Here is a 25,840-nt window from a genome sequence, read left to right as displayed (position 1 = left end):
CGTGTGGAGTGGTCGACATCCGCACCGCGCTCCGACTGTGCGAGCGACGCCGCACGCCGTAGATTCACCCCGTGCCCACGACGCGGCAGTGGGCGGGAGGGCTGGAGACAGCTTTGCGGGACGGCTTTTCCGACGGATTCTTTACCCGGGCGGCACACGAGACACATCCGGTGGACCTGATGTGTCTGTATCTGCTCCATGGCTCGCTCGATCGTATCCCCGGTCTGTTGGTCGATCGCGAAACGCTGTCGTTCGAGCACCTGAGTCGGCGGGTCCGTGCGGTGAGCCGGTCCAGCCATGACGACGCGGACATGTTCTCGCTCTGGGTTCGGAGGAAGGTCCAAGGGCGGATGTACGGTTTGGAGTTCCGAATCTATTTCAACGCCGGTGAGCCCTGTGCCGACGCGGTGATTCCGTTCGGGGCACCTATCGAGTTGCCTAGGTTCCTGCACCACCTTCGCGGTTGCTACGGCTCGGGGGCGGCTTCGGGCGACTGGGACTTCGACGTGTACACCGATGTGCGTGATCTCCGGGAGAGTGTCGTGCTGTTCGGCAACCGGCGCGAGGTCTGGTTCCAGGTCAACCGCGGCCCGGTGGTGGCCGGCAGGTCCAGGTTGACCCCTTGGCACCGGGGGCGGCTGGTGACCGGCCGCCTGCACGGCAACCGGTTCGGGACGAATACCCAACTGCACGCGGGAAGCGTGATGTTCCCCGACCGCCTCGCCGCCGTCGTGGGTGAATCGGCCGAGGCGCGGGCCTATCGGCGGTACGTGGCCAGGCTGCGCGATCCTCTCCCCTCGCGGCCGGGACGGTCGGTCCGGCCCTGACGGCCCGCCTCGGATCGGTCCGCGCCACCCCGGCCGCGGGGAACTCGTCACCGACTCCTCCCGGCTCGTCGTCGCCCGCCTGCCCGGGGGCGAACGGCCCGTCGACCCGCGCACCTACGGCACCGGCACGCGGGCGGCCCGGTGAGTACGGCCGGCGACCGACTCCAGGACACCGCCCGCCGGGCGGCCTCGCCCCGCCCGATGTCGGCCACGGATACCCCTTCACCCCCGACTCGACGTGTACAAGGTCGCGGGCAGGGTGTTCCTCATCGTCACCGACGACCAGGACGAGCAGATCGTCACCGTCAAGTGCGAACCCGAGCACGCCCGCGCCCACGTGCGCGCCCACGCCTCGATCACCCCGGGCCGCCACCTCGACAAACGGCACTGGATCTCACTCGGGCCGGGACCCGGCATCACCCGGCGACTGGTCACCGACGCGGTCGAGGATTCCTACGACCTGGTCTCCGACATCGGCGGTGCGCAGCATGGACATCGCAGGAGTCGAGTGCGCGTCCGGCCCCACGGCGGTGGTGGCTCTTCGACGCGACCCGGACCGGGCGTCCGATGTTGGCCGTTCGGCCTCTGTCGGATCTTGCTTCGCGCGGGCCGGTGCCCGTCCGGATCGGGGTGGGGTGGGGTGGGGTGGGGTCAGGCTGGGGTGGCGAGTGGTGGGTGGTCGAGCACGTGGGGGTTGTACTCGACGAGTTGGATGCGGCCGTCGAAGGTGCGGTGATCGATCATCTCGAGGGCGACGTCCGGATAGCCGTCGTAGATGCGTTCTTGGCCCGTGGCCCCGGTGATCACCGGGAACATCACGACCCGGAAGCGGTCGACGAGTCCGGCTCGTAGCAGGGACCGGCACAGGCTGAGGCTGCCGATCGTGCCGAGCAGCCCCGAGCCACTCGACTTCATGGCGCGGACCGCCTCGACGGCGTCGTCGCGGACGAGTGTGGAGTTGGCCCACGTCAGTGGCTCCTCGAGGGAGGAGGAGAACACCACCTTGGACGCCTGTGTGAGTTCGTCGACGGACGCCTCTTCCTCGGGCCTGAACTCGTCTTGGCCATCGGGGACCTCGCCTGCGGCGAAGCCCGACATCAGGCGGTAGGTGTTCGCTCCCATCAGGTAGGTGACCTCGGGCTGCTCGCTGAGCCACGTGAGGTATTCCGGGCCCTCGAGGCCCCAGAATCCGGGCCACCCCTCTCCCGATGCGTAGCCGTCGAGGGAAGTGATGAAGTCGACGAGCAGCTCCGACATGGCGGTGTCCTTTCTCAGGGTGTCACGAGCTTGGACCGGCCGGGAGCCTCAAACTCATCGGCCGCGCTGTGGAGTATCGAGAAAACCCTTGGCACCGCTGCCGGTCAGGTTGGCTATCGGCGCTGCTTCGGAGGGCCTGGAGCCCCACATGGGCACTCCCCGCGACGCGGGCGGTGTCACCCGACGGTCGCCTCGAACGAACATCGGGACGCCTGCGCGCACGTCCGTGGATGTCGGTTTGTCTTCGAGGCTCCTCAATTCCCGTTGACAGGACCGGAATTGCGAGAGATGCTAACGACGTTAGATTATCTAACGTCGTTAGGAGTTCGGATGGGAAGGCGGGAGGACGTTCGTCGGCGGACGTTCGCCGAGATCCTGGACGCCGCCGGCCGCATGGCGGAGGCCGAGGGCTGGCAGGCCGTGACGATCCGGCGGATCGCCGCCGAGATCGGCTACAGCGCGCCGGTGATCTACCAGCATTTCGCGAGCAAGGAGGCCGTGCTTCGAACGTTGTTGGAGCGGGCCAACGCGGACCTGCTGGAGCGGATGCGGTCCGCGGTGGTCGGCGAGCCGGCGTCACGAGGGCCGCACCTGGCCGCGGCCGCGTATCTGGAGTTCGCCCGATCCCAGCCCGGCCCGTACCAACTCGTGTCGGGCGGAGCCGGCACGGGCGTCGACGCCGCCACCCGCCGCGCGGCCGCCGCCGAAGTGCTCGCCTTCACCCGCCGGGTCGTCCACGCGTGGGCGGCCGACACCGGGGCCGTGCCGGTCGACCTCGACGACGCCTGCGACCTGCTGTGGGGCACGCTGCACGGTCTCGCCGGCATCGGGTCGATCGAGGACGTCGGATTCGACCGCGCCCTGCACCTGGCCGAACAGGCGGTGTCGGCCCTGCTCGGCTACTGGACCGCCCCACCCACCGACCCCGACACGCACCACCCGCGCGCCCACCGTCCGAACGTCAGGGGAGAGAAATGATCTACCACCACAACCGTTTCGCCTTCAAGGAGACCGTCACCGCCGAGCAGCGCGAGGAGGCCCTGGCGAGCCTGCGCAACCAGGGCGAGTCGATCGACGCGGTCGTGCGGTACATCGTCGGCAGGGACGTCGGCGGCGACTTCGAGTACGGCGCCGTGTTCGTGCTCGAAGACCTCGACGGGTACTGGGAGTACCTGATGGCACCCTCCCACGCCCACACCGACCGGATCGGCCTGCCGCTCCTCGAAACCTTCGTCTCGTACGACACCACCGACAGCGACGACCCCGACATCGCCCGCAGGATCGCCGAACTCCACGAACGCCGCTACGCGGGCGACCCGGCCCTCACCAAGCTCGTGGCCGACCTGCCCTCCTACAGCGGCAGCGGAGCACCCACGCCCAACGCCTGATCAATCGTCCAACGCTGCCCGGCCGGGTCGGGAGCCCCACGGCGATTCGACGTGGCCGCGGCTCCGGGAGTCGGCCGGGTGCCGTCGCCCGTGTGGGCGAGGCGCAGGTGTGGTCGGCTCCCGTCCGGTCCACGATCTGGTTCATGATCGATTGCACGCGTCCGACTCCGCTGGACCCGGGCGGGGTCACGATGGGCCCGGCCGAGGCACATCCCGCTTTCGCGGATCCGGGCTACGTCCGCCGCAGGAACCTGATCGCCGACCGGGCCCGCGGTCACCGGGTGGGCGAGCCGTCTCCCCCGGTGCGCTACACCGAGGCCGAGCACGCCACCTGGCGGAAGGTGCACCGCACGTTGTTGTGGGCGCAGGACGGCCGTATCTGCCCGGAGCTCCTGCGCGCGCGGGAGGCGGCGCCGATTCCCGCCGACGGCGTCCCCCAGCACGAGGAGGTCTCCGACGCGCTCCAGGCCCTGACCGGGTTCCGATTCACCCTGGCGGGCGGAATCGTGCCGAACAAGCGTTTCCTCGGCGCGATGGCCGAGGGGTACTTCCACGCCGTGCAGTACGTGCGGCATCCCGCGATGGCGCTCTACACCCCCGAACCGGACGTCCTGCACGACGTGTTCGGGCACGGTATCCACCTCGCCGACCCGGCCCTCGCCGACCTGTACCGTACGGTGGGCCGGGCCGCGGCCCGCGTGGACAGCGCCGACGCGCTCGACCTGATCAGCCGCGTGTACTGGTTCACCCTCGAATACGGCACCGTCCTCGACCGCGGCATACCCACGGCGTACGGAGCGGCCCTACTGTCGTCGTTCGGCGAACTCGCCCGCTTCGCCCGGGCCGAACTGCGCCCGTTCGACCTCGCCGACATGGCCCGCATGCCCTACCAGGTCGCCGGCTATCAACCGGTCCTGTTCACCGTCGACTCCCTGACCCACCTCGCCGACCTCCTCCATGCCTTCCTCGACGACTTCGACGAGAACACCCGCGACCGTCACCGCCTCCCCGCCCTCACCGAACGGGGCTTCCCGACGCACCCGCCCCGGCCATGAGGCCGAGCGCGCGCCTCGATCGGGGTCGGCGTACGGGCCTTGTCGGAGGTCGTCGCCCATCGCGGGCAAGCGGCGGGGCGGTGGGTCGGCGCGTTCTTTCGATGCGGCCGACCCACCGGCTCGGGGTGCTACGACAGGATTTGGACGCTCGTGCCACCGGTGTCCTGCCGGGCGGTCGGGAACACGGCTCAGCAGGCCCCACGCTCGTCGGAGAGACGTAGGTCCAAGATCTCCTCGTCTCCGAAGATCTGTCCCGTGGGGACGAATCCGGCGGAGATGTACAGCGCCCTGGCCGCGACGTTGTCCGCACGTACACCGAGCCGGAGCAGGGGTGCCGAGAACATCTCCCCCACGTGTGTCACGACTTCCCGCAGCGCGGCGCGTCCCAGCCCCCGCGCCTGGTGGGCCTCGTCGATCATCAAGCGGTAGAGCCAGATTTCTCCGTCGTCGGGATCGGGTCCGTACATCGCGAAACCCACCGCACGCCCGTCGTGCAGCACCGCCCTGGTCACGAAGCCGGGGAGAAAACGACTCTCCGCGATCGAGTACACGTTCGGTGCGATGAAGTCGCGTTGTTCCCGGGAGACCGTCAGGTCGACCACCTCCTCCCAGTTCGCATGGTCCAAGTCGGCAAGCTGTACACGAATCGACATGGGGTATTCATACAAGCCTCCGGGTGGATGGGCATCCCTATTTGGGCCGGTGACCAGCGCAAACGTCACCATCGGGACAGCCCCGGCGGTGGATGCCACCCGCACCGGGCTCACGCCGCCCGCGCGGCGCGGCAGGCGGATCGTGTCCGTCGCGGTCGTGGCGCCGGCTGCGAGCAGCGAGCGCGCGAAGCGCCCGCCCCGAGAGCATCGGGCGGCTCGGTCGGGCTTGTGGTGACCGCGGGCCGCGGGTGGGGCTATTGCGATACCGAGATGTAGGGCAAGGCGTCGAACAGCCGTGCGGAGCCGCGGGTGTCGGGGGCTCGGAGTGGGATCGGTCAGGTTCCCAGGATGTGGTCGGCCGGGACCTCGTGGATGATTCCGAGGCCGTCCTTCTCGTCGATGTCCTCGCCCGTCTCGACGAAGCCGAAGCCCCGGATGGTCGCGAGCGACGCGACGTTGTCGGGAGCGATGGTGACCCGGACCACGCGCACGCCGGGCTCCTCGGCCGCGCGGACCAGGAGCGAGCGCAGCATCGCCCTGGCGTAGCCGCGACGGCGGGCCTCCGGTACCACCGTGTAGCCGATCTCGACCATGCCGTCCTCGTTCGGCGGGCCGTGGTAGCCGGCATAGCCGACCACCGCGCCGTCCGGTTCGGAGACCGCGGCCCGGGCCACCCACGGGGCGCTCGCCGGGTCGGCGGTCACCTGGTCGAAGCGCTCTCGCCACAGGCCAAGCGCTCGTTCGGACACGAAGAACTCGGGCAGGTCCAGACCGGTATGCGCGCGGGCCCCGACCAGATCGCCGGCCACCAGGCAGATCAGCGGTCGGCCCGCCAACAAGACCCAGCGGACCTGCCGCTCGGGGGTGACGAACACGGGTCGGATGGCGTCATCGGGGTTGGTCACCAACGGATAATCGGCGACAACCGCGGGCCCGTCCACCGCATTTCCCCGCCTCCGACAACAACCACCCGCCCCCGCGTCGACGAACGCACCGAGACGAATCCGACCCGGGCGGGATACGGCGGGGAGACCGCGCGCTGCGCCGGTCACCGGTCGCCGCTCGTTACGCGGCGCGTCAGGTTTCCGGGTGGGTTCTCGGCTCCTTTCGGTGGCGTGGGAGGCGGTGTGTCGTGAGTGGGCGGTCGTTGACGAGGTGCTCGGTCACGATCGCGGTCATCGTCGGCGGGTCCACGTGGCCGTACCAGACGTCGTCGGGCTGCACGCTGACCAATGGGGCCTGGTTGCAGGGGAATTGGCATCCCGTCTGGGTCACGAGGACGTCGTCGTCGCCGAGGCCGTGTTCCATGAGCCGCCGCGCCAGTGAGCGCAGGTTGTCGTCCGCGCCCTTGGCCGTGCAGCGAGGCCCGCGGCATACCAGGACCTGGTGTCGGTGGCCGGGAACCTCCTCCCAGGCCGGGGAGGTCAGGCCGGGTTCCTCGCCGGTGATCGCCTTGACGGCCGCCGCGGCGGCGGTCACGGCGGCCGCAGAGTCGGCGAGCCGCGTGGCGACGAGCACCTCGGGGCGATGGCCGGTGCGCTCCCGCCACCAATACGCCGCGATCCGCCGCAGCCAGGAGTGTCCCGGGCCGGTCGGCCCGAGACGGACCCCGATCAGGACGACGGTCTCGGTGCCCGCGTCGGCCAGTCTGGTCAACTCGGCCGACAGGGACGGCTCGCCCTGTTGCAGGAACGCCGTCGTGGCGCTCGACGGCGCGGCGGCCGCGAGCAGTTCGGTCCGGCGGTCGGCCTCCGTGACGGACATGCCGACCAGGACCGTCGCCCGACCCGAAGCGGGCTCCGCGGGGGCGCCGGCGCGGTCTTGGTTCATGACTCGATCCCCTCGGGAAGCAGGCCGTTCCATCGGATGTGCGGGCGGTGGTGCAGGGGGTGTCGCTCCACGGTCGCGTCGACGCCGTACACGTGCGCGATCGTGGCGGAGGTGAGTACCTCGGCGACGGGCCCGTGGGCCACCAGGCGGCCGTCGAGCAGCACCGCGACGTCGTGGCAGTAGGCGGCGGCCAGTTCGAGGTCGTGCAGGGCGGCGACGGTGGTGATGCCGAGTCCGCGCACGGTTTCGAGGAAGCCGAGTTGGTGACGCAGGTCGAGGTGGTTGGTGGGTTCGTCCAGCAGGAGTACTCCGGGTTCCTGCACCAGGGCGCGCGCGAGTTGCACACGTTGGCGCTCGCCGCCGGAGAGGGAGGACCAGGTCCGGTCGAGCAGTGCGTCGACGTCGGTGGCGGCGACGGCCTCGGCGAGCACGGACTGCTCGTGGGTGGTCGCCGGGCCGGGCAGTACCGGCCATCGACCGCGGTGCGGCGTGCGCCCCAGGTCGATGACCTGGCGGGCCGTCAGCGGCAGCGCGGTGTCGGCCTGCTGTTCCATGAAGGCCACCCGTCGCGCGCGGCGGCGGGCGGTGAGGGCGTACAGGTCGTCGCCGTCGAGCAGGACTCGGCCGGTCTGTGACCGGCGCAGTCCGGCCAGGGTCCGCAGCAGCGTCGTCTTGCCGGCGCCGTTGGGCCCGAGCAGGCCGGTCGTCCTGCCGGGGGCGAAGTCGAGCGTGATTTCCCTCAGCAGTGTGGCGGCGCCGACACGCGCGCCGACGTTCTCGGCCCGCAGCCGCACCGGGTTCGCGACGATCACGGCCGGTCCCCCGCCACGCGCCCGGCTGCCTGGCGCCACAGCAGCCAGGCGAAGAACGGCGCTCCCAGTCCGGCGGTGACGACGCCGACGGGGATCTCCTGGTCCGGGAGCACCGAGCGCGCCACGATGTCGCTGCCCACGAGCAGCGACGCACCCACGAGTGCGGACATGGGCAGCAGCAGGGCATGACGCGGGCCGCACACCAGGCGGACGACGTGGGGTACGACCAGACCGACGAATCCGATGACGCCGGTGTTGGCGACCAGGCACGCGGTCACCAGCGCGGCCGCGGCGACCAGGGCCCAGCGGGTGCGTTCGACGTGGACACCGACGGAACGGGCCGCGGTCTCGCCGAACGCGAACGCGTCGAGGTCCCGGGCGGCGGCGGCCATGACCACCGTGCCGACGACGGCCACCGCGGTCAGGAAGACGGCCGTGTCCCACCGCACTCCGGCCACCGAACCCAGCGTCCACTCCATGACGCCGCGGGCGGCGTTGCGGTCGCCGAGGACGAGCACGACGAACGAGGTGTACGCGCCGCACAGCTGCCCGACCGCGATGCCGGCCAGCACGGTCCGCGAGGCCGGCAGGGTCCGGCTGTGTGCCCCGGCGAGGGTCAGTACGACGAGGACGGCGAGCAGGGCGCCGACGAAGGCCGCCGCCGGGAGTGCGCCGACGACCGCGGTGCCGGAGGCTCCGACGCCGAGGACGATCACGGTGACCGCGCCGACGGCGGCGCCGTTGGAGATGCCGAGCAGGTAGGGGTCGGCCAGGTCGTTGCCGGTCAGGGTCTGCAGCACCGCGCCGCACACCGCGAGTCCCGCGCCCGTCGCGGCGGCCCCCAGGACGCGCGGCAGCCGCAGCTGCCAGACGATCCGGTCGTCGAGCGGTGTGACGTCGGCGCCGCCGAGACCGAGCCGGCGCAGGACCACCTCCGCCACGACGTGCGGCGGTTCGTGGACGGATCCCACGGCGAGGCCGAGCAGGACGGTGAGCAGCAGCAGGACCACGGCGGCGGCCAGGGCCACCGCCGCACGACCGGCTCCCGCGTGTCGGGCGACGGGGCGATCGGTCCCGGTCACGGACGCGGTGCCAGGCCGCTCAGGGCGGCCGAAACCCGGACGGCCCCGTCGGCGAGCTGCACGCCGGGGGTCGACTCGGAGAACGGCACGACCACGAACGCCCGATTTCGGACAGCCTTGAGCTTGCTCAGCACGGGGTCGTGTTCGAGGTAGTCGATCTTGGACTGTGCGGTGTCCCACCCGGCGTCCGCGACCACGATGGCGTCGGGGTCCGCCGCGACCACCTGCTCCCAACTCGCGTTCTTCCAGCCGCCGGGCAGCGTGTCGAAGACGTTGCGGGCGCCGACGGCGTCGAGCACGAGCTGGGGTCCGCCGTGGCCCGCGCCGACGTACGGGGTCTTCGTACCCGAGTCGTACCAGAGCACGTTCAGGCCCTTGCCCGCCGACTTGGCCGTGACGTCGGCAAGTTGCCGCTGCTGCGTGTCCCGGATGGCGGCGGCGCGCGGTGCGACACCGAACACCTGGGCGACGTCGCCCAATTCGTCCCACACCGCCTGGAAGGACACCGCCGCCGCCTGCTTGCCGTCGGCGCAACCCAGCGGCGACAGGTAGGTGCCGATGCCCTGGGAACCCAGTTCGTCCCGCGTGCCCGCCACCTTGTCGGTGAACGCGCTGGAGTAGGAGGCGTAGAGGAAATCCGGGCGCGCCGCGAGGAGTTTCTCCTTGGACGGGTACTTCTCGGAGAGCACCGGGACGATGTCGTAGGCCGCCTTCCATTTGGCCGGGACCACGTCGTCGAGGTACGCCGTGCCGGCCATCCGGGTTTGCAGGTCGAGCGCCAGGGCGACTTCGGTGGCGCCCTGGTTGAGGGTGACCAGCCGGGCCGGCGGCGCGGTCACGGTGGTGGTGACGCCGCACCTGCTCACGCTCACCGGCGTCGGGTGGCCGCTCCCGGCCGCCGCGGCGGGCTTGTCGGGCTCGGGCGCACCCGTACACGCGCCGAGCGCGCCGACGAGCAGGAGCGCCACGGCGGCGAGGCCGGAGCGCATGGAGCGCCCGGCACGCGGGGCGTGCGGGGGACGGATGAAACGTTCGGCGCGAAACGGGCGCGCGGAAGCGCGGAACACGTGTTCTCCAACCCTCGTGGAACATGTCGCGCCGTGGCCGGTCTCCTGGCTTCCGCATCGACGCTCCGCGGCCGGCCTTCCCGGTTGGCTCGTTCCCGATCCATCCAGTGACCCCGACCGCTTTGGGGCGGTCGGCGAGGGCCGCGGGGCTCCGCGGCTACAGTGGCGAGGGCCGCGCCGGCTTGAACCGGCTTCCCGTGCACCACGGCGGCCACAGGCTACCAAACCGCTCGTCGCGCCTGGTCGGCCCGCTCCGCCGCGCGGGTTCGGGGCGCCGTCCGAGCGACCTCCTACGCTGAGCGCTGCCGCGCCGCATCGGGTGAACGCGGCCGTCCCGGTGAGGAGTTGCGGTTCGTGATGTCGTGGGAGAGTTCGGCCGGGCTGCGTTCGGCGTTGTACGCCGCGTCTCGTCTCGTGCCCATCGCGGCGGGTGTCGCGTTGACGACGCGGCTGAGGACCGAGGTGTCGGAGGCGCTCGCCGCCGACCATGTGGCCCCGCCGGCACAGCTGATCGAGGCCGTGCTCGCGTCGGGTGACCACGCCCTGATGGCGCGACTCGCGGGCAACCGGCACCTGGACGAGGACACGGCCGTGCGGATGGCCGGCTACGGGGACCCGGACGTGGGCCTCGCGCTGTTGAGCCGGCGCTCGGACACGCGCGTGCACGAAGCGGTCTGGGCCGCGGCGGACCCCGCGTCGGCGGACTGGCACACGCGCCTCGTGGTGCCGCTCCTGAAGCACAACGGGACCCGGTTGTTGCGGTCGATGCTGCGCTCGCCCTTCCCCGACGCGGTCCGACACGCGATCTCGCGGCTCGCCCCGTATCTGCCCCCGTGGGTCGTCGTGGAGCGTGTCGTGGGCATCTGTGCCACGCACACCCGGCTCGCCGACACGCATACGGAACTTCGCGGGTTCGCGGAACTGTTCCACGACGAGGGCATGCACCACCCGGACCTGGCCGTGGTCTTCGGGGATGCCGCCCGGGCCGAGGACCCGACCGCCGTGTTGGCCGCCGCCCGAACGCGGCTCGACGGCCGGGACCGGCCGCGCGCGGACCACGACGCCTGGCTGGTCGGGCTCCGGCTCGACGATCGGGCCGACGCGCCGGCCGGCGGCGTCGACTGGGCGGCGATCCTGCGCGAGGACGACCGACTGCCCTACGACACCGATGCCCGGATCGAGCTGACACGGCACGACGGCTGCCCCGAACGGCTCGTCTTCGCGACCGTTCGCGCCGGCGTCGCGTCGACGTTCGGCACGCGCACGCACTTCGAACAGCGCGTGGGCCCGGTACCGTTCGCCGCCCTACTGGCCCCGGAAACCCCCGACAACGACCATCAACTGGCCTACCTGCTCGCCTGGGGGATCGAGAACGATCGGTTCCCCTTCGACGAGGTTCTTCGCGCCGTCACCCCCGCGGGCGCGGTCGTGGCCGCGCTCGGCAACCTGTGTCCCCGCCGCGCGGACTCCGCCGTCGGCGACCCATCGGACCACGCCGACGTCGATGATGACGACGACGACCGCGCCTTTGTCCGCAGCTATCGCGGCCCGGTACCCGACGCGCTGGCCCCGTCCGTCGCCCGGCTGATCGAACCGCTCGGCGACGACCCCGAGGCGTGGATCTCGCTGCACAAGCTGCTTCCCCGATTCCGCGGCACCTGCCACGAACTCGTCTCCGCCGCGGTGGCCCACGCCGCCGGCGAGCGCGCGAAGGGCACCCCGGTCACGTGGACTCGCGGCCTGGCCGCGCGCTTCCCCGCCGAGGCGCCCGAGGGCGCGCGCAAGCACCTCTACACCCTCCTCGCCGCCGCGCCCGACCACGTGCAGTGCGCCGTGATCCCCGCACTCGACCTGCGTGCCATCCAACACCTGAGCGTCTTCCACCCGCTCTCCGCGGCGGTCCGCGCGCACGTGTACGCCGTACGCGGCGTCGAAGCCGCCGTCGCGTGCGCCTCACGCTGGGACATGCCGGCCGATGTGGTGGAGGGGCTGCTCGATCTCGACGACCCGGAAGTCAACGCGAACCTCTACGACTTCGGCGGCATCGCACGACATGAACGCATTCGCATCTGCGCGGGGCGACCGCGCGCCGGCGGGCACCGGCGCATCCCGATCAGCCCGGCCCTGGGGGACCTGCTCGCCCGCACCAGCCCATCCACTCGCCGCCACTGGCTGCTCGCCGCCATCGACTCGGGCGATCCGGTGCTCGTCCGGGTGATGCTGGGCCGCATGCGCCTGCACACCGAAGTGGGCCGGCTGCGGGTCGCGGTCGCGTTGTGGGAACGCCATGGCCCCGACGCGGTGTCCGCCTTGCTCGCCGAGACCCATTTTCCCGGCCGCCGCCCCGCCGCCAAGCACCCCTTTCCGGCGACGACACACCACCTGCTCCGTACCGCACTCGCGGCGCCCGAGGCCGGATCGGCGTCCATCCGCGAGACCCTTGCCGCCGCCCGGACTCCGGACGCCGCCGCCGAACACCTCCTGCGCGGCGGCAGGATCCAGGAGCGGCTGGAGCACTTCGAGGACGAGTACGACGTGGCCGTCCCCTGGGCCCGACTGATCGTCGCCGACGAGAAACAGCCGCTCTCGAAGGAGTCGTTGGCCGCCTTGGCCGCGCACCCCGACTGTCCGCCGCACCTCCTGACGGCCTACCTGGTCCGGTTCGGCATCGCGGACGGCGCGCGCGACCTCGACCGGTGGCCGGCCGACCTGGCGGCAGGCCACCTGCTCCCGGCCGATCTCCTCACCGCGAACGCCCCCGCCTCCCATGTCCTGGCCTTCCTCGGGGACACGCTCTCGGCGTTCACCGAGGAGTTCGCGCGCCTGGTCGACGAGGCCGGCCTCGACACCGCCGACCCCGGGCACTGGGCGGTGCTGCTCCGACTCGTCCCCGAGTTCACCGGCACCCTTCCGGAACTCCTCGCCACCGCGGCCGCCGTCCTCCGCTGACGGGACGTGCGTCGGCCGGCGGGTGCGGTGCGTGGAATATCCGGTCTGGGCGGTGCCGTTGCCGGGTGGCGGGGATAGTGGTGTGCCGTGCGGGATCGGCGACTGATAGTCCTTGGCGCGTGATCACTCCTTTTCAGGCGGCGTCCTTCCGTCGTTCCATACCCGTGACCGTGGCGCTGTTGTTGGCCGCCGGGTGTACCGGGGGCTCCGGTGACAGCGCGTCGAACGCCGCCGCCGGCAAGCCGGTTCCCACGCAGGTGACGACCGGAACGGCCGCGGCCACCCCGCCGCCGAAGCCCAAGGGAGCGGCCGACCCGGCGCTGCGCGCCTTCTACGAACAGAAGATTTCGTGGAAGGCGTGCACGGACGACCCGAAGACGAAGAAGAAGGACGAGAGGGAATTCCGGTGCGGGACCTTCAAGGTGCCGCTGGATTACACCGCTCCCGGCGGCAGGTCGCTGGACATCGCCGTCATGCAACACCCGGCCGCCAAGCCCGATCGGCGGATCGGCTCCCTCGTGTTGAATCCCGGCGGACCCGGGGGCTCGGGCCAGGACTTCGTCAAGTACGGGTTCGCCGACTTCGACGGCCCTCTGCACGACCGCTACGACATCCTCGGCTTCGACCCGCGCGGTGTGGCCGACAGCGCGCCCGTACGGTGCCTGGGCGACAAGGCCCGGGACGAGCGCAACGCCCGGGACTCGCCCCGCGATCCGGTCGAACGCAAGGCGGATGGCGAGCGCAGCGGCAAGGAGTTCTCCGCCGCGTGCCAGGCCGAGTCCGGCGAGTTGTTGCCGTTCGTGGGCACGCGCAACGCGGCTCGGGACATGGACGTCCTGCGCGCCGCGGTCGGTGACGACAAACTCGACTACCTGGGCGTGTCGTACGGCACCTACCTCGGGACCATGTATCTGGACGAGTTCCCCGACCGCGCCGGCCACATGGTCCTGGACGCGGTGGTGGACCCCGCGGCCGACAAGCTCGACGCGAGCATCGACCAGACCATCGGCTTCGAGCGCTCGTTCCGTGCGTTCGCCGCCGACTGCGCGGCCCGGGCGGGCTGTCCGCTCGGCGGCGACCCGGCCAAGGCCGCCGAGATCGGCGCGACCTTCCTCGACGCGTTGCAGGACAAGCCGCTGCGCACCGCCTACGACGGCCGCAAGCTGACCTCCTCCCTCGGCTGGACCGGCACCAACAGTCTGCTGTACGGCGACAAGGAAACCGCGTGGAAGTACCTGCGGGAAGCTCTCGCCCTGGCGATGAACAACAAGGACGGCAGCCACCTGCTGTTCTACGCGGACAACTACCTCGGCCGGGACGAGAAGGGCCACTACGACAACAGCTCGGACTCGCGCTCGGCGATACGCTGCGCCGACGGCGCCGCCCCGGCGCCCTCTCCCGAACGGATCCAACAGGTCCTGGCGAAGCTCAAGGCGGATGCCCCGTTGCTGTCCAAGGACGCCGTCGCATCGGACATCGAGGGTCCCGGCTGCGAGTTCTGGCCGTACAAGACTCCCGAGCAACCGCACGTGATCCGGGCCGAAGGCGCTGCGCCCGTCCTGGTGGTGGGCACGACCGGTGACCCGGCCACGCCGTACGCGGCATCCGAGAAGCTGGCCAAGGACCTCGCGCACGCGAGCCTGCTGACCCTCCAGGGCGAGGGCCACGGCGCGTTCGGCCGCAGCAGGTGCGTCGATGCGGCGGTGGCCGCCTACATCATCGAGGGCAGGCTGCCGGCCGCCGGCACGCGGTGCACCGACGGCAAGTAGCCGCCGACCGTTGCCTGTGGGCACGCGACGCCGCCGACCCGGGGGCGAGGATCACGAACGACCTTTGGAGCCGGTTCGAATCGCTACCGAAATCCTCGCCCCGAGGTCGTGTGTGCCGCCGGTTATCGCTCCCGGGCGTTCATGGCGTCGATCAGGGTCCGTGGGCGCATGTCGGTCCAGGTGTGTTCGACGTGGTCGAGACAGGTTTGCCGGTCGGCCTCGGGGTGGGTCACCGTCCAGCCGGCGGGTACGTCGAGGGTCGCGGGCCACAGGGAGTGCTGGTTCTCGTCGTTGACCAGGACCAGGTAGGTGGCGTCGTTGTCCTCGAAGGGGTTGGTCGGGTGGCTCATGTCGGCTCCCTGAGGAGGGTCGGCGGTCCGGCCGGACCGGCTGCGGGGTGAGGGGTGCCGGGGCCCTTTGTCGAGTCGGACGCGCTGATCCGGTCGAGGTGGGCCGCGAGGGTGGGGCCGATCCGGGCGAGAGCGTCCGGATGCGTCAGGGCGTTGTGTCGCGCCGGGATCTCGTGAACCTCGATGCGGCCGCCGACGTGCGGGTCCCAGGACGCGGGTTCGGGCGTGTGTGGGTCGCGGTCGGCGCACGCCTTGAACAGCAGCATGTCGCCGTCGAAGACGCCGGGGGTGAACGCGTGGGCCGCCGCCGCATTGTGATCCAGTACGGCCGCGACCGTCGCGAGTTGACGCGGTCGCAGGGCGGCCAGGATGTGTTCTCGTTCGCGCAGCACCCGGGCGAGCGCGTCGTAGGTGATCCGGTGTGGGGCGAAGGCGTCCGGGTCGCAATCGAGCACGAGGGCCAGGTGCTCCGCTCCCCCGCGCCGGGTCGACGGGTGGGGGGAGATCGTGTGCAGGGGGTAGGCGTCGAGCACGGCCAGCAGCGCCGTGTGTTCGCCGCGCGCGGCCAGTTCGGTGGCCATGGCGTGCGCGATCAGTCCGCCGGCGGACCAGCCGAGCAGCCGGTAGGGGCCCCGCGGCTGGATCCTGCGGATCTCCTCCAGGTAGTCGGCGGCCATCTCCTCGATCGAAGCGGGCGCCGGTGCGGACCGGCTCAGGGCGCGGGCCTGGAGGGCGTACACGGGTTGATGCGGGGGCAGGTGGCGCAACAGCCCGCCGTAGGACCAGCCGATACCGCCCGCGGGATGCACGCACCACAGCGGGGGCCGGGTTCCGTGCGGGCGCAGCGGCAGTACCACCTCCAGGGCGCCACCGGGTCGATCCGTCCCCGATCGCGCGGCCAGGCCGGCGGGGGTGGGTGTCTCGAAGAGGGAGCCGAGTGCGATGTCGATGCCCAGGACGTCGCGGATCCGGGAGATGAGGCGGGTGGCGAGGAGGGAGTGGCCGCCGAGGTCGAAGAAGGAGTCGTCGGCCCCGACGGCGGGCAGGTCCAACACCTCGGCGAACAGTTCGGTGAGGACACGTTCGTGCGGGGTTCGTGGGGTCGTGTGGCTGTCGTCCCCGGTGTTCGGTCGATGTTCGGGGTCGGGTAGCGCGGTGCGGTCGGGCTTGCCGTTGGGGGTCAGCGGCATGCTCTCGAGGAGGACGAACGCCGAGGGGACCATGTAGTCGGGCAGGTGTTGTCGGCTGTACGCGCGCAGTTGCGCGGGAGTCGCGGCGGGCTCGCCGGGGGTGGGGACGAGGTGGGCGGTGAGGTGTTTGTCGCCGTGGCGCCTCTCGCGGACGACGACCGCGGCCTGGGCCACTGCCGGGTGCGCGGTGAGGACGGCTTCGATCTCGCCGGGCTCGATGCGGAAACCGCGGATCTTGACCTGCTGGTCGACCCGACCGGCGAACTCCAGGCCCGTGCCGTCGGCGCGCAGGCGGGCGAGGTCGCCGGTGCGGTACATCCGTTCCCCGGGCGGGCCGAACGGGCACGCCACGAACCGCTCGGCGGTCGTGGCCGGCCGGTTGAGGTAGCCGCGGGCGACACCTGGGCCGGCCAGGTACAACTCGCCCGTCGTGCCGGGCGGCAACGGGTCGAGCGCGGGGCCCAGGACCCAGGCCCGCATCCCCGGCATGGGCCGGCCCAGCGGCAGCGAACGATCGGTGGCGACCGCGGGGCCGACCCGGTGGTGGGTGGCGAACGTCGTCGTCTCGGTGGGGCCGTAGACGTGCACCACCTCCGTGCCGGGACATGCCTGCCGCACTCGGGCGACCGCGGAGGGGGAGACCACGTCGCCGCCGGTCCACACCTCGCGCACACCTGCCAGGCAGTGCGGTTGTTGCTCCGCGATCAGGTGGAAGAGTCCGCAGGTGAGGAACACGGCGGTCACCGCGTGGCGATCCAGGACGCGGTGGAGCGCGTCGGGATCGAGGGGGCCGGGTGGGGCCGGGACGACGGCGCCGCCGTTGAGCAGGGGTGTCCACAGTTCGTAGGTGGAGGCGTCGAACGCGGTGGGCGAGTGGGCCAGGACACGCTCGTGGGCGCCGCCGCGCCACGTGGGGGCCAGTGCCAGCGCGGCCACGTCGTGGTGGGTCACGGCGATGCCCTTGGGTTCACCGGTCGACCCGGAGGTGAACATCACGTAGGCGAGTTGGCGGGGGTGGCAGACGATGTCCGGGGCGGCGGCGCCGTGGTGGTGTCGGTCGAGCGTGGCCAGCGTTTCGGGGGTCAGCAGCAGCGACGCGTCGGTGTGGCGCATGATCAGGTCGATGCGGGAGGAGGGGAACCGCGGGTCCAGCGGCACGTACGCGGCCCCGGCCTTGACGATCGCCAGCAGGGCCGCGACCAGGTCGAGGGAGCGTTCCAGCAGGACCGCCACCGTGTGCTCGGGTCGTACGCCCCGGTCGACGAGGGCGTGTGCGAGCCGGTTCGCGCGCTCGTCCAGTTCGCGGTAGGTCACGGTCGTGGCGTCGGCGATCACGGCCGGCGCGTCCGGGGCGGCCCGCACCCGCTCGGCGAACAGGTCGGGCAGCGCGGCCCACGGCACGGGAGCGTCGAGCGTCTCGGGCCGGTCGGTGCCGGAGCGCAGCGTGCGCCGTTCGATCAAGGAGAGCAGGTCGATGCGGCCGACGGGTGTGTCGGGGTGGGTGGCGGCGGCCCGCAACAGGCGGATCCATCGTGTGGTCAGTACCTCGATCGTGGACCGGTCGAAGAGGTCGGTGGCGTACTCGATCAGGCCGCTCACCCCGGCGGGGCCGGCGTGCGGGCTGTACCGCTCCTCCAGCACGAACGCGAGGTCGACCCGGGCGGTTTCGGTGCCCAGGGGCACGGCGGTGCTGTGCAGTCCCGGGAGCGCGAGGTCCTGCGCCGGGGCGGGGTGGAGGCCGAGCATCACCTGGAACAGCGGGTGCCGGGACAACGACCGGGCGGGGTTGAGTTCTTCCACCAGTTGTTCGAACGGCAGGTCCTGGTGGGCGTAGGCGGCCAGGGCGTTGTCGCGGACGCGGACCAGGAGTTCGGCGAAGGTGGGATCGCCGGAGGTGTCGGCGCGCAGGACGAGGGTGTTGACGAAGAATCCGACGAGGTCGTCGAGGGCCTGGTCGGTGCGTCCGGCGATGGGACTGCCGATCGGGATGTCGGTGCCCGCGCCCAGCCGGGTGAACAGGGCGGCGAGCCCGGCGTGCAGGACCATGAACAGGCTCGCGCCGTGGCGTCTGCCCAACTCGGTCAGGGCCGCGTGCAGCTCGGCGTCGAGCGCGACGGCGAGGTGCTCGCCCCTGTGGGTGGCGGTCGCGGGGCGGGGGCGGTCGCACGGTAGTGGCAGCTGATCGGGCAGGCCGTGCAGGGCGTGTTTCCAGTGGGCGAGTTGACGGGCGGCGAGACTGCCGGGGCGGGTCGGGTCGCCGAGCAGGTCGCGTTGCCACAGGGTGTAGTCGGCGTATTGGACCGGCAGCGGGTCCCATGCGGGTTCCTCGTCGCGGGCCCGCGCGGTGTAGGCGTGGGTGAGGTCGCGCGCGAGCGGGCCCGTCGACCAGCCGTCGCCCGCGATGTGGTGTACGAGCAGCAATAGCACATGCTCATCCGGGCCGACGATGAACAGCTCCGCGCGCAGCGGCGGTTCGACGGCGAGGTCGAAGCAGTATCGGGCGGCGGCAACGAGCCGCCCGCGCAGTTCGCTCTCGTCGAGTCGGGTGACGGGCAGGCGCAGGGATCGGCGGATGCACGCCGGGTCCAGCACCTGCTGCTGGGGCTGCCCGTCTCCCGACGCGGGAAAGATCGTACGCAGGCTCTCGTGTCGGACCGCGACGTCGGCGAGCGCGGCGTGCAGGGCCGGTCGGTCCAGGCGGCCGGTCAGGCGCACCGCGAAGGGGATGTTGTAGGTGGGGCTGGGGCCTTCGAGACGGTAGAGGAACCACAACCGGCGCTGGGCGAAGGACAGCGGCAGGTTCCGGGGGCGTTCCCGGCGGCCCAGGGCGGGACGCCGGACGGGGCTTGCGCCGTGCAGTCGCCCCGCCAGGTCGGCCGGGGTGGGGGCCTCGAAGAGTGTGCGCAGTTCCACGTCGGTGTCGAGGGCGGCGCGGATGCGGGAGGTGAGTCGGGTCGCCAGGAGGGAGTGGCCGCCGAGGTCGAAGAAGTTGTCGTCGGGGGACACGTGCGCGAGGTCGAGGGTTTCGGCGAACAGTTCGCACAGCAGACGTTCCTGCGGGGTGCGGGGCGCTCGCGGGTGTTCGTCGGCGGGGCGGTGTTCGGGGGCGGGGAGCGCACGGCGGTCGAGGGTGCCGTGCGCGGTGAGGGGCAGGGCGTCCACGCTCGTGAACGTCGAGGGGATCACGCCTTCGGCCAGGTGTTGTCGTGCGTACGCCGTCAACTCTGCGGCGGAGGCGGTGCGGCCGGTGGCGGGGATCAGGTACGCGACCAGGTGCGCGCCGCCGTGCCGATCGTCGCGGACGACGACGGCGGCCCGATCCACGTCCGGGTGGGCCGCCAGGACGGTTTCGATCCTGCCCGGGTCGATCGGGACACCGCGGAACTCGACCCGGTCGTCGGCGCGACCGCGAAAGTCCAGCCCGTCCTCGTCCGAGCGCCATGTCGCGAGGTCGCCGGTGCGGTACATACGTTCGCCCGGCGGGCCCCACGGGCACGCGACGAACCGTTCGGCGGTGGCGCCGGGCAGGCCCCGGTAGCCGCGAGCCAGTCCCGCCCCGGCGAGGTACAACTCCCCCGTCACGCCCGGCGGTACCGGCCGCAGGGCGTCGTCCAGCACGTAGGCCCGCATGCCCGCCACGGGCCGGCCGAGGCCGATCGGCGCCACCGGCCCGGTGGGGGCGAGCGGGGCGCTCATCGTCGCCCACGCGGTGGTCTCGGGCGCACCGTAGGCGTGGATCACGCGCCGCCCGGGCGCCCACCGGTCCCCCGGGCGTGCCTCGCCGGCCACGACCAGCCGGGCCACGGGGCCGTCGATCGCGGACGGCGGCACGGTGGTGTGCGTCGGCCGCGACAGCGGTTCGGCCGGCGTGTTCGGCGGGTCGGCGACGGCGCATGACGCTTCGACGAGCGCCGACGGCGCGTCGGCCTCCGGGTCGATCACCAGCGCGGCACCGGCCGCCAGGGCCGCGCACACGTCCCGGACCAGCACGTCGACGGCGCGGGAGAGCAACACGCGGCTGCCCGTGCCGAGCCCGAGCGTTTCGGCCTGGACGGCGGCCATGTGGGCGATGCCGGCGTGCGTGACGGTCACTCCCCCGGGGCGGCCGGGGTCGCCGAAGGCGTACAGGACGCAGGCGCCGTGCCGGGGGTCGACGGCGATGCCCGGGTCGGTGTCCGGGCGTTCCTCCCCCGGGGCGGGGACCTGGTCCGGGTCGTCGAGGACGAGAGCGGGGCAGGCGCCGTCGAGCATCGCCCGGACCTCGGCGGTCGGGCGGTCGGGATCGACGGGCAGGAAGGCCGCGCCCGCCTTGAGCGTGCCCAGGATCGCGACCACGAGGTCGATCGAGCGGGGCAGCACGAGGGCGACGACGTCCTCGGGGCCGATGCCGCGGGCGATCAGGGCGTGTGCGAGCCGGTTCGCTCGGGCGTTCAGCTCCCGATGGCTCGGCCGGCTTTCGCCGGCGATCAGCGCGACCGCGTCCGGTGTCCGTGCCACCCGTGCCGCGAACAGCTCCGGCACCGACCGCCACGGAGTCGCGGGGGCGGCCCGGTCGAACTCCGGAAGCACTCGTCGGCGTTCGTGCGTCGACATGATCTCCGCCCGGCCGATCGGCCGGTCCGGGTCGGCCGCCACCGACGCCAGCAGGCGGGTCCACCGGTTTGTCAGCGTCTCGATGCCGGCGCCGTCGAACACGTCGGTGGCGTATTCGGCGGTGCCCACGATCCCGTTCGGGGCGCCGTCGGGGGTGTGCCGTTCGGTGAGGTCGAGGGTCAGGTCCACACGCGCGGTGCCGGTGGGTGTCGGTTGCCCGCTCACTCGCAGGCCGGGCAACTCGATTGTGGCGTCGGGGGTGTTCTGCAGGGCGAGCATCACCTGGAACAGGGGGTGGTGCGCGAGTGAGCGGGTCGGGCTCAGCTCTTCCACCAGGCGTTCGAAGGGCAGATCCTGGTGTGCGTAGGCGGCCAGGTTGGTGTCGCGGACACGGGTGAGGAGTTCGGCGAAGGACGGGTCGCCGCCGGTGTCGGTGCGCAGGACCAGCGTGTTGACGAAGAATCCGACGAGGTCGTCGAGGGCCTCGTCGGTGCGGCCGGCGATCGGGGTGCCGATGGGGATGTCGTGTCCGGCGCCGAGGCGGGTGAACAGGGCGGCGAGCCCCGCCTGCAGGACCATGTGCAGACTGGCTCCGCGGGCCCGGGCGAGATCGAGCAGGGCGGCGTGGAGGTCGGCGCCCAGCGTGAGGTCGACGGTGGCGCCGCGGTGGGTGGCCACCGCGGGCCGGGGTCGGTCGGTGGGCAGCGCGAGTTGCTCGGGCAGGCCGGCCAGCGCTCCTCTCCAGTAGGCGAGTTGGCGCGCGGCCGGGCTTTCGGGATCCGCCGGATCCCCCAGGAGGTCGCGCTGCCACAGGGTGTAGTCGGCGTACTGCACCGGCAGCGGTGTCCAGCCGGGCGCCTCGCCGCCGCACCGTGCGCGGTAGGCCGTCGACAGGTCCCGTGCCAGCGGGCCGATCGACCAGCCGTCGCCGGCGATGTGGTGTACCACCAGCGACAGCACGTGCTCGTCGGGGGTCAGGGCGAACAGTTCGGCACGCACCGGGGGTTCGATCGTCAGGTCGAAACCGCGACGCGCCGCCGACGCCGACCGGTCGGCGAGTTCCCGTTCGTCGACCACCGTCACGGGCAGGGCCAGGTGCCGACGGATTTGCGTCTCGTCCAAAACCCGCTGACAGGGCAGTCCGTCCTCGAACACGGGGAAGACGGTGCGCAGGCTCTCCTGCCGCAGGGCCACGTCCACCAGGGCCTGTTCCAGTGCCGCCGCGTCGAGTTCCCCGGACAGATGCAGTGCGAGGGCCATGTTGTAGGTGGCCGTGGGGCCGTGCATGCGGTGGAGGAACCACAGCCGGCGCTGGGCGTGGGACAGCGGCAGCGGCGTCGGTCGGTGCCGTGGGCGCAGCACGGGCCGGGTGCGTCCCGCGGGGTCGAGCCGGACGGCCAGAGCGGCCGGGGTGGGTGCCTCGAACAGGGTGCGGATCCCCACCTCGATGCCCAGCACCGCGCGCAGGCGGGAGATGAGGCGGGTGGCGAGCAGGGAGTGTCCGCCGAGGTCGAAGAAGGAATCGTCGGCGCCGACCCGGGGCAGGTCGAGGATCTCGGCGAACAACTCGCCCAGGACCTGTTCGTGGGGGGTACGCGCGGCCCGACCCGCCTCGCCGGGGAGCTGCTCGGGAGCCGGGAGCGCGGCCGTGTCCAGCTTGCCGTTCACCGTCAGGGGAAGCGCGTCCAGCGTCACGAACACCGACGGGACCATGTGGTCGGGCAGGTGCCGCCGCGCGTGCTCGCGCAGTTCCGCGGCCGTCGCGCCACTGGGGCCGGGAACGATGTAGGCGACCAGGCGCCGGTCCCCGGGCCGGTCTCCCCGCGCGACGACCGCGACCCGGGCCACCGACGGATGGCCCGCCAGGACGGTTTCCACCTCGCCGGGTTCGATCCGGAAGCCGCGGATCTTGATCTGCCGGTCGGCGCGGCCGAGGTAGACCAGCGCGCCGTCGGCACGCCGGTGCACCAGGTCCCCGGTGCGGTACATCCGCTCGCCCGGGGTCGTGTACGGGCAGGCGACGAAACGTTCGGCGGTAAGGCCGGGCCGGTTGAGGTAGCCGCGGGCCAGTCCCTCGCCGGCGAGGTACAACTCGCCGGGCACTCCCGGGGGTACCGGTCGCAGGGCGGTGTCGAGGACGAAGGCGCGCACGTCGGGCAGGACGGTGCCGATCACGCTGGCTCCCGCCGCTGCGGCGGTGGCCCGGTCGAACGCGGCGTGGGTGACGTACATCGTGGTCTCGGTGGGGCCGTACAGGTTGAGCACCGCCGCCCCGTCGCCGTGGCGGCTGTACCAGTCCTCCAGACGGGCGGGATCCAGCGCCTCGCCGACGAGGGTCACCGTGCGCAGCGAGAGCGCCTGCCCGAGCTGCGGCGCTTCGCGGTCGGCGTGCATCAGGGGATGGAACGCGGACGGGGTCTGGCACAGCACCGTCACGCGCTCGTCGACCAGCAGGCGCAGGAACTTCTCCGGGGAGCGGGTGGTGTCGTGGGGGACGACGACCAGACGCCCGCCGTGCAGCAGCGCGCCGAAGATCTCCCAGACCGAGACGTCGAAGGTATAGGAGTGGAACATCGTCCACACGTCGTCGGCCCCGCACGCCAAGTGGCCCCGGGTCATGGCGAACAGCCGCACCATGTTGCGGTGCGAGACCACCACGCCCTTGGGCCGGCCGGTCGAACCCGACGTGTGGATGACATAGGCCGGATGCCGGGGATCGATGGTGACGAGCGGGTCCAAATCGGGGAGATCGCGCAGCAGCGCCACGGTCGAGGGGGCGTCCAGGAGCAGCGAATCCGTGCCGGGGGCGGGGTCGATCGCGGCGTGGATCGCGCGGTGGGTGAGCAGCAGGGTCGCGCCGGTGTCGGCGAGCGTGTCGCTCAGTCGTGCGGCGGGGCAGCCGGGTTCGATGGGCAGATACGCGGCACCGGCCTTGAGGACCGCGAGGATCGTGGTCACCGTCTCGACGCCGCGCGGCAGTACGAGGGCGACGATGTCCTCGGGGCCGATGCCCCGGGCGATCAGGGCGTGCGCGAGGCGGTTCGCCTCGGCGTTCAGCTGCCCGTAGGTCAGGGTTTCTTCCCCGCACACCACGGCGACGGCCTGCGGGGCGGTGCGGGCGTGTACTTCGAACAGCTCGGGCACGACGGTTCGCACGGCGTCGGTGGGCGCCGGCTCACGGCGGGACGTCGACTCGTGGCGCTCCTCGTCGGACAGCAGTTCGAGATCGCCGACGCGCCGTTCGGGATCGGCCGCGGCCATGTCGTCGAGCAGGCGCAGCAGCCGTGTCTGGTGGTCCACCAGGTCCGCGTCGCCATACCGGTCCGCAGGGGCGTGCAGTTCGCATCGCATACCGGCGCCGTCGCGTTGTTCCAGGACCACCAGGGTCGGGCCGGCGACGCCTCCCCGGGAGAGGTTGTGCATCGTGGAGCGGTGTCCGGCGAACGTGAGGGAGGCGCCGAACGTCATGACGTTGACGGTCATGGTGAACCGGGAGCCGACGGGGTCGGGCAGGCCGAGGTCGCGGGTGATGTCCTCGCCGCGGTAGCGCTCGTGCGCCACCGCCTGCTCCACCGCGGCATTGACGCTCGCGAGCAACTCCGCCAGCGACATGGCCGGATGTACCCGCAGGCGCAGCGGCACGATGTTGGCCAGTGCGCCCGGGATGTTGAGCAGGTCGCGCCGCATGCGCCCGGAGACGACGAAGCCGAGGAGCACGTCGCGCGCGCCGGTCAGCCGGTGCGCGTACGCCGCCGCGGCGGCGACGGCGTAGCGCGAGCGCTGTGTCCCGCTCCGCTCGCTCGCCGCGCGCAACGCCTCCGGGGATGCCATCGGGCGCGCCCGGGTCCGGCGACCGGCACCGGGAAACCACTGGCCGTCCTCCGCGCCGTCGTCGGTGTGCGCGAGGTCCGGTCGGGCGGGCAGCGGGGCGGGGTCGGGCAGGTCGGCGAGCACGTTCGTCCAGTACGCGCGGTCGGCGTCGAACTGCTCGGAGGTCCGGTAGTCCAGGTCGGCTCGCACCAGATGCGCCGGCGACCCGAACGGGGAGGCCCCGGGGGCTTTTCCGGCGACCAGGGCCGTGTACACCCGCGCGACCCGGCGCGCGACGAGGGCGAAGCCGAAGCCGTCCGTCATCAGGTGGTGACCGCTGCCGTACCACCACCAGCGGTCCGTTCCCAACCGGAACAACGCGAACCGGAACAGCGGGCCACGGGAGAGGTCCATGGGGGTGTCCATGTCCGCCGCAACCCACGCCCGTACCGCCGCCTCCGGGCAGGCTTCACCGCCGACGTCCACGTGCGGAAGCGACCACTGCCGGTCCGTGTCCACGACCTGCATCGGGCCGTCGCCGCCTTCGACGACGCGCACGCCCAGGGCCTCGGCCTCCGACACGGCTTGGCGCAGCGCGGCCTCGAACAGCGCGGCGTCCACCGGGCCGTGGATCTCCACGCACTCCGCGACGCGGTAGGCCGCGCCCTTACCCGGGCAACGCTGCTCCGCGAGCCAGAACTCCCGTTGCGCGGACGTCAGCGGCAACGTGCGCAAGGCGTCCTCCGCGCGGCCCTCGTCGGGGCTCGAACCAGGCGCCGGGTCGGGACTGGAGGCGGTCGTGGCGCCGGGACTGGACAACGGAAACCTCCGGGAGGGGATGGTTCGGGCGGCGGATGAGGGACCACGGACACCGGGTCGGCCGGTACGGCACCGCCCGGGCGGTCACTTCCGAAGGGGCGTGGGCGGGCACCGGAACAGCGGTCGCCGGGTTCGCTGTTCGCGTGGCGGGGCCCGGCCCGGGGCCGCCGAGCATGCCTTCGCGTCGATCGCCGACTCGACGCGGCATTTCTCCGAACATACGAAAAATCAACCATTCGGTTAGTCGAATGGGCAAGAACAAAACACCACACAACACGAAAGAGTGAACGCCACTGGACCGCTCGGCGGGCTGCGAAAACGTCCCGGCAGACCCCGGCTGGAGGGAGGTCCGCACGGTCCTCGGATCGGTGTCGTCGGGGACCCGACCG

At 72.1% G+C, this 25,840-nt stretch carries 16 protein-coding genes and 1 riboswitch; of the genes, 7 read left to right on the top strand and 9 right to left on the bottom strand.

The window, feature by feature from the left end:
- Positions 1–71: 71 nt before the first annotated feature.
- Both ACFXKZ_RS36595 and ACFXKZ_RS36590 read left to right on the top strand, forming a co-directional pair.
- Complete coding sequence (locus tag ACFXKZ_RS36595; RefSeq protein ID WP_380006810.1) at positions 72–827, top strand: hypothetical protein; 756 nt, start codon at positions 72–74, stop codon at positions 825–827.
- A gap of 238 nt (positions 828–1,065) precedes the next feature.
- Positions 1,066–1,563, top strand: a complete 498-nt coding sequence (locus ACFXKZ_RS36590; RefSeq protein WP_380006805.1) for an MmcQ/YjbR family DNA-binding protein — start codon at positions 1,066–1,068, stop codon at positions 1,561–1,563.
- Here the strand turns inward: ACFXKZ_RS36590 and ACFXKZ_RS36585 are convergent.
- Positions 1,479–2,084, bottom strand: coding sequence for a dihydrofolate reductase family protein (locus ACFXKZ_RS36585; protein WP_380006799.1), 606 nt, complete (start codon positions 2,082–2,084; stop codon positions 1,479–1,481). The two genes, ACFXKZ_RS36590 and ACFXKZ_RS36585, sit on opposite strands and share 85 nt — an antisense overlap.
- 330 nt (positions 2,085–2,414) lie before the next feature.
- Between ACFXKZ_RS36585 and ACFXKZ_RS36580 the strand changes: the two genes are divergently transcribed.
- The 3 genes from ACFXKZ_RS36580 to ACFXKZ_RS36570 all read left to right on the top strand — a co-directional run bounded on the left by ACFXKZ_RS36580 (position 2,415) and on the right by ACFXKZ_RS36570 (position 4,527).
- Entirely contained in the window at positions 2,415–3,062 is a 648-nt protein-coding gene (locus tag ACFXKZ_RS36580) for a TetR/AcrR family transcriptional regulator (RefSeq protein ID WP_380006797.1), read from the top strand.
- Entirely contained in the window at positions 3,059–3,472 is a 414-nt protein-coding gene (locus ACFXKZ_RS36575) for a Dabb family protein (RefSeq protein ID WP_380006794.1), read from the top strand. The genes ACFXKZ_RS36580 and ACFXKZ_RS36575 overlap by 4 nt, the downstream gene beginning before the upstream one ends.
- 143 nt (positions 3,473–3,615) lie before the next feature.
- Positions 3,616–4,527, top strand: coding sequence for a phenylalanine 4-monooxygenase (locus ACFXKZ_RS36570; RefSeq protein WP_380006791.1), 912 nt, complete (start codon positions 3,616–3,618; stop codon positions 4,525–4,527).
- Positions 4,528–4,715: 188 nt separating this feature from the next.
- Here the strand turns inward: ACFXKZ_RS36570 and ACFXKZ_RS36565 are convergent, their stop codons facing one another.
- The 6 genes from ACFXKZ_RS36565 to ACFXKZ_RS36540 all read right to left on the bottom strand — a co-directional run bounded on the left by ACFXKZ_RS36565 (position 4,716) and on the right by ACFXKZ_RS36540 (position 9,971).
- Positions 4,716–5,180 (bottom strand): GNAT family N-acetyltransferase, encoded by a 465-nt coding sequence (locus ACFXKZ_RS36565; protein WP_380006788.1) that lies wholly within the window; start codon positions 5,178–5,180, stop codon positions 4,716–4,718.
- A 335-nt stretch (positions 5,181–5,515) separates the two neighbouring features.
- The gene (locus ACFXKZ_RS36560) at positions 5,516–6,085 is read right to left on the bottom strand and encodes a GNAT family N-acetyltransferase (protein ID WP_380006785.1); all 570 of its coding nucleotides are present in this window, start codon (positions 6,083–6,085) and stop codon (positions 5,516–5,518) included.
- Positions 6,086–6,257: 172 nt separating this feature from the next.
- Positions 6,258–7,010, bottom strand: coding sequence for a ferredoxin (locus ACFXKZ_RS36555; RefSeq protein ID WP_380006783.1), 753 nt, complete (start codon positions 7,008–7,010; stop codon positions 6,258–6,260).
- The gene (locus ACFXKZ_RS36550) at positions 7,007–7,822 is read right to left on the bottom strand and encodes an ABC transporter ATP-binding protein (protein ID WP_380006781.1); all 816 of its coding nucleotides are present in this window, start codon (positions 7,820–7,822) and stop codon (positions 7,007–7,009) included. The genes ACFXKZ_RS36555 and ACFXKZ_RS36550 overlap by 4 nt, the downstream gene beginning before the upstream one ends.
- On the bottom strand, positions 7,819–8,904 hold the full coding sequence (locus ACFXKZ_RS36545; protein WP_380006779.1) for a FecCD family ABC transporter permease: 1,086 nt from the start codon (positions 8,902–8,904) through the stop codon (positions 7,819–7,821). Before ACFXKZ_RS36545 ends, ACFXKZ_RS36550 begins: the two co-directional genes overlap by 4 nt.
- On the bottom strand, positions 8,901–9,971 hold the full coding sequence (locus ACFXKZ_RS36540; protein ID WP_380006776.1) for an ABC transporter substrate-binding protein: 1,071 nt from the start codon (positions 9,969–9,971) through the stop codon (positions 8,901–8,903). Before ACFXKZ_RS36540 ends, ACFXKZ_RS36545 begins: the two co-directional genes overlap by 4 nt.
- Positions 9,972–9,988: 17 nt before the next feature.
- Positions 9,989–10,202, bottom strand: a riboswitch (cobalamin riboswitch).
- Positions 10,203–10,325: 123 nt separating this feature from the next.
- Between ACFXKZ_RS36540 and ACFXKZ_RS36535 the strand changes: the two genes are divergently transcribed.
- Together ACFXKZ_RS36535 and ACFXKZ_RS36530 are read left to right on the top strand one after the other, a co-directional pair.
- A complete protein-coding gene (locus ACFXKZ_RS36535; RefSeq protein WP_380006773.1) occupies positions 10,326–12,920 on the top strand; it encodes a hypothetical protein in 2,595 nt (864 codons plus the stop codon).
- A gap of 119 nt (positions 12,921–13,039) precedes the next feature.
- Positions 13,040–14,689 (top strand): alpha/beta hydrolase, encoded by a 1,650-nt coding sequence (locus ACFXKZ_RS36530; RefSeq protein ID WP_380006769.1) that lies wholly within the window; start codon positions 13,040–13,042, stop codon positions 14,687–14,689.
- A 122-nt stretch (positions 14,690–14,811) separates the two neighbouring features.
- On the opposite strand, the gene ACFXKZ_RS36525 is transcribed toward ACFXKZ_RS36530, so the two are convergent.
- Positions 14,812–15,039 carry an MbtH family protein gene (locus ACFXKZ_RS36525; RefSeq protein ID WP_380006767.1) on the bottom strand — a complete coding sequence of 76 codons (228 nt, stop codon included), beginning with the start codon at positions 15,037–15,039 and terminating at the stop codon, positions 14,812–14,814.
- Positions 15,036–25,451, bottom strand: a complete 10,416-nt coding sequence (locus tag ACFXKZ_RS36520; RefSeq protein WP_380006764.1) for an amino acid adenylation domain-containing protein — start codon at positions 25,449–25,451, stop codon at positions 15,036–15,038. Before ACFXKZ_RS36520 ends, ACFXKZ_RS36525 begins: the two co-directional genes overlap by 4 nt.
- Between the last annotated feature and the right edge of the window lie 389 nt (positions 25,452–25,840).

This window comes from Embleya sp. NPDC059237 (assembly GCF_042754105.1).
Taxonomy (GTDB): Bacteria; Actinomycetota; Actinomycetes; order Streptomycetales; family Streptomycetaceae; genus Embleya.
Note: the sequence above shows the minus strand (reverse complement) of the source record. Positions and strands in the feature narration are given on the sequence as shown.

What these genes read in the sequence shown, in the direction of transcription:
- ACFXKZ_RS36585 (WP_380006799.1), bottom strand. Translation starts at nt 2,084, where the DNA reads ATGTCGGAGCTGCTCGTCGACTTCATCACTTCCCTCGACGGCTACGCA.
- ACFXKZ_RS36580 (WP_380006797.1), top strand. Translation starts at nt 2,415, where the DNA reads ATGGGAAGGCGGGAGGACGTTCGTCGGCGGACGTTCGCCGAGATCCTG.
- ACFXKZ_RS36575 (WP_380006794.1), top strand. Translation starts at nt 3,059, where the DNA reads ATGATCTACCACCACAACCGTTTCGCCTTCAAGGAGACCGTCACCGCC.
- ACFXKZ_RS36570 (WP_380006791.1), top strand. Translation starts at nt 3,616, where the DNA reads ATGATCGATTGCACGCGTCCGACTCCGCTGGACCCGGGCGGGGTCACG.
- ACFXKZ_RS36565 (WP_380006788.1), bottom strand. Translation starts at nt 5,180, where the DNA reads ATGTCGATTCGTGTACAGCTTGCCGACTTGGACCATGCGAACTGGGAG.
- ACFXKZ_RS36555 (WP_380006783.1), bottom strand. Translation starts at nt 7,010, where the DNA reads ATGAACCAAGACCGCGCCGGCGCCCCCGCGGAGCCCGCTTCGGGTCGG.
- ACFXKZ_RS36525 (WP_380006767.1), bottom strand. Translation starts at nt 15,039, where the DNA reads ATGAGCCACCCGACCAACCCCTTCGAGGACAACGACGCCACCTACCTG.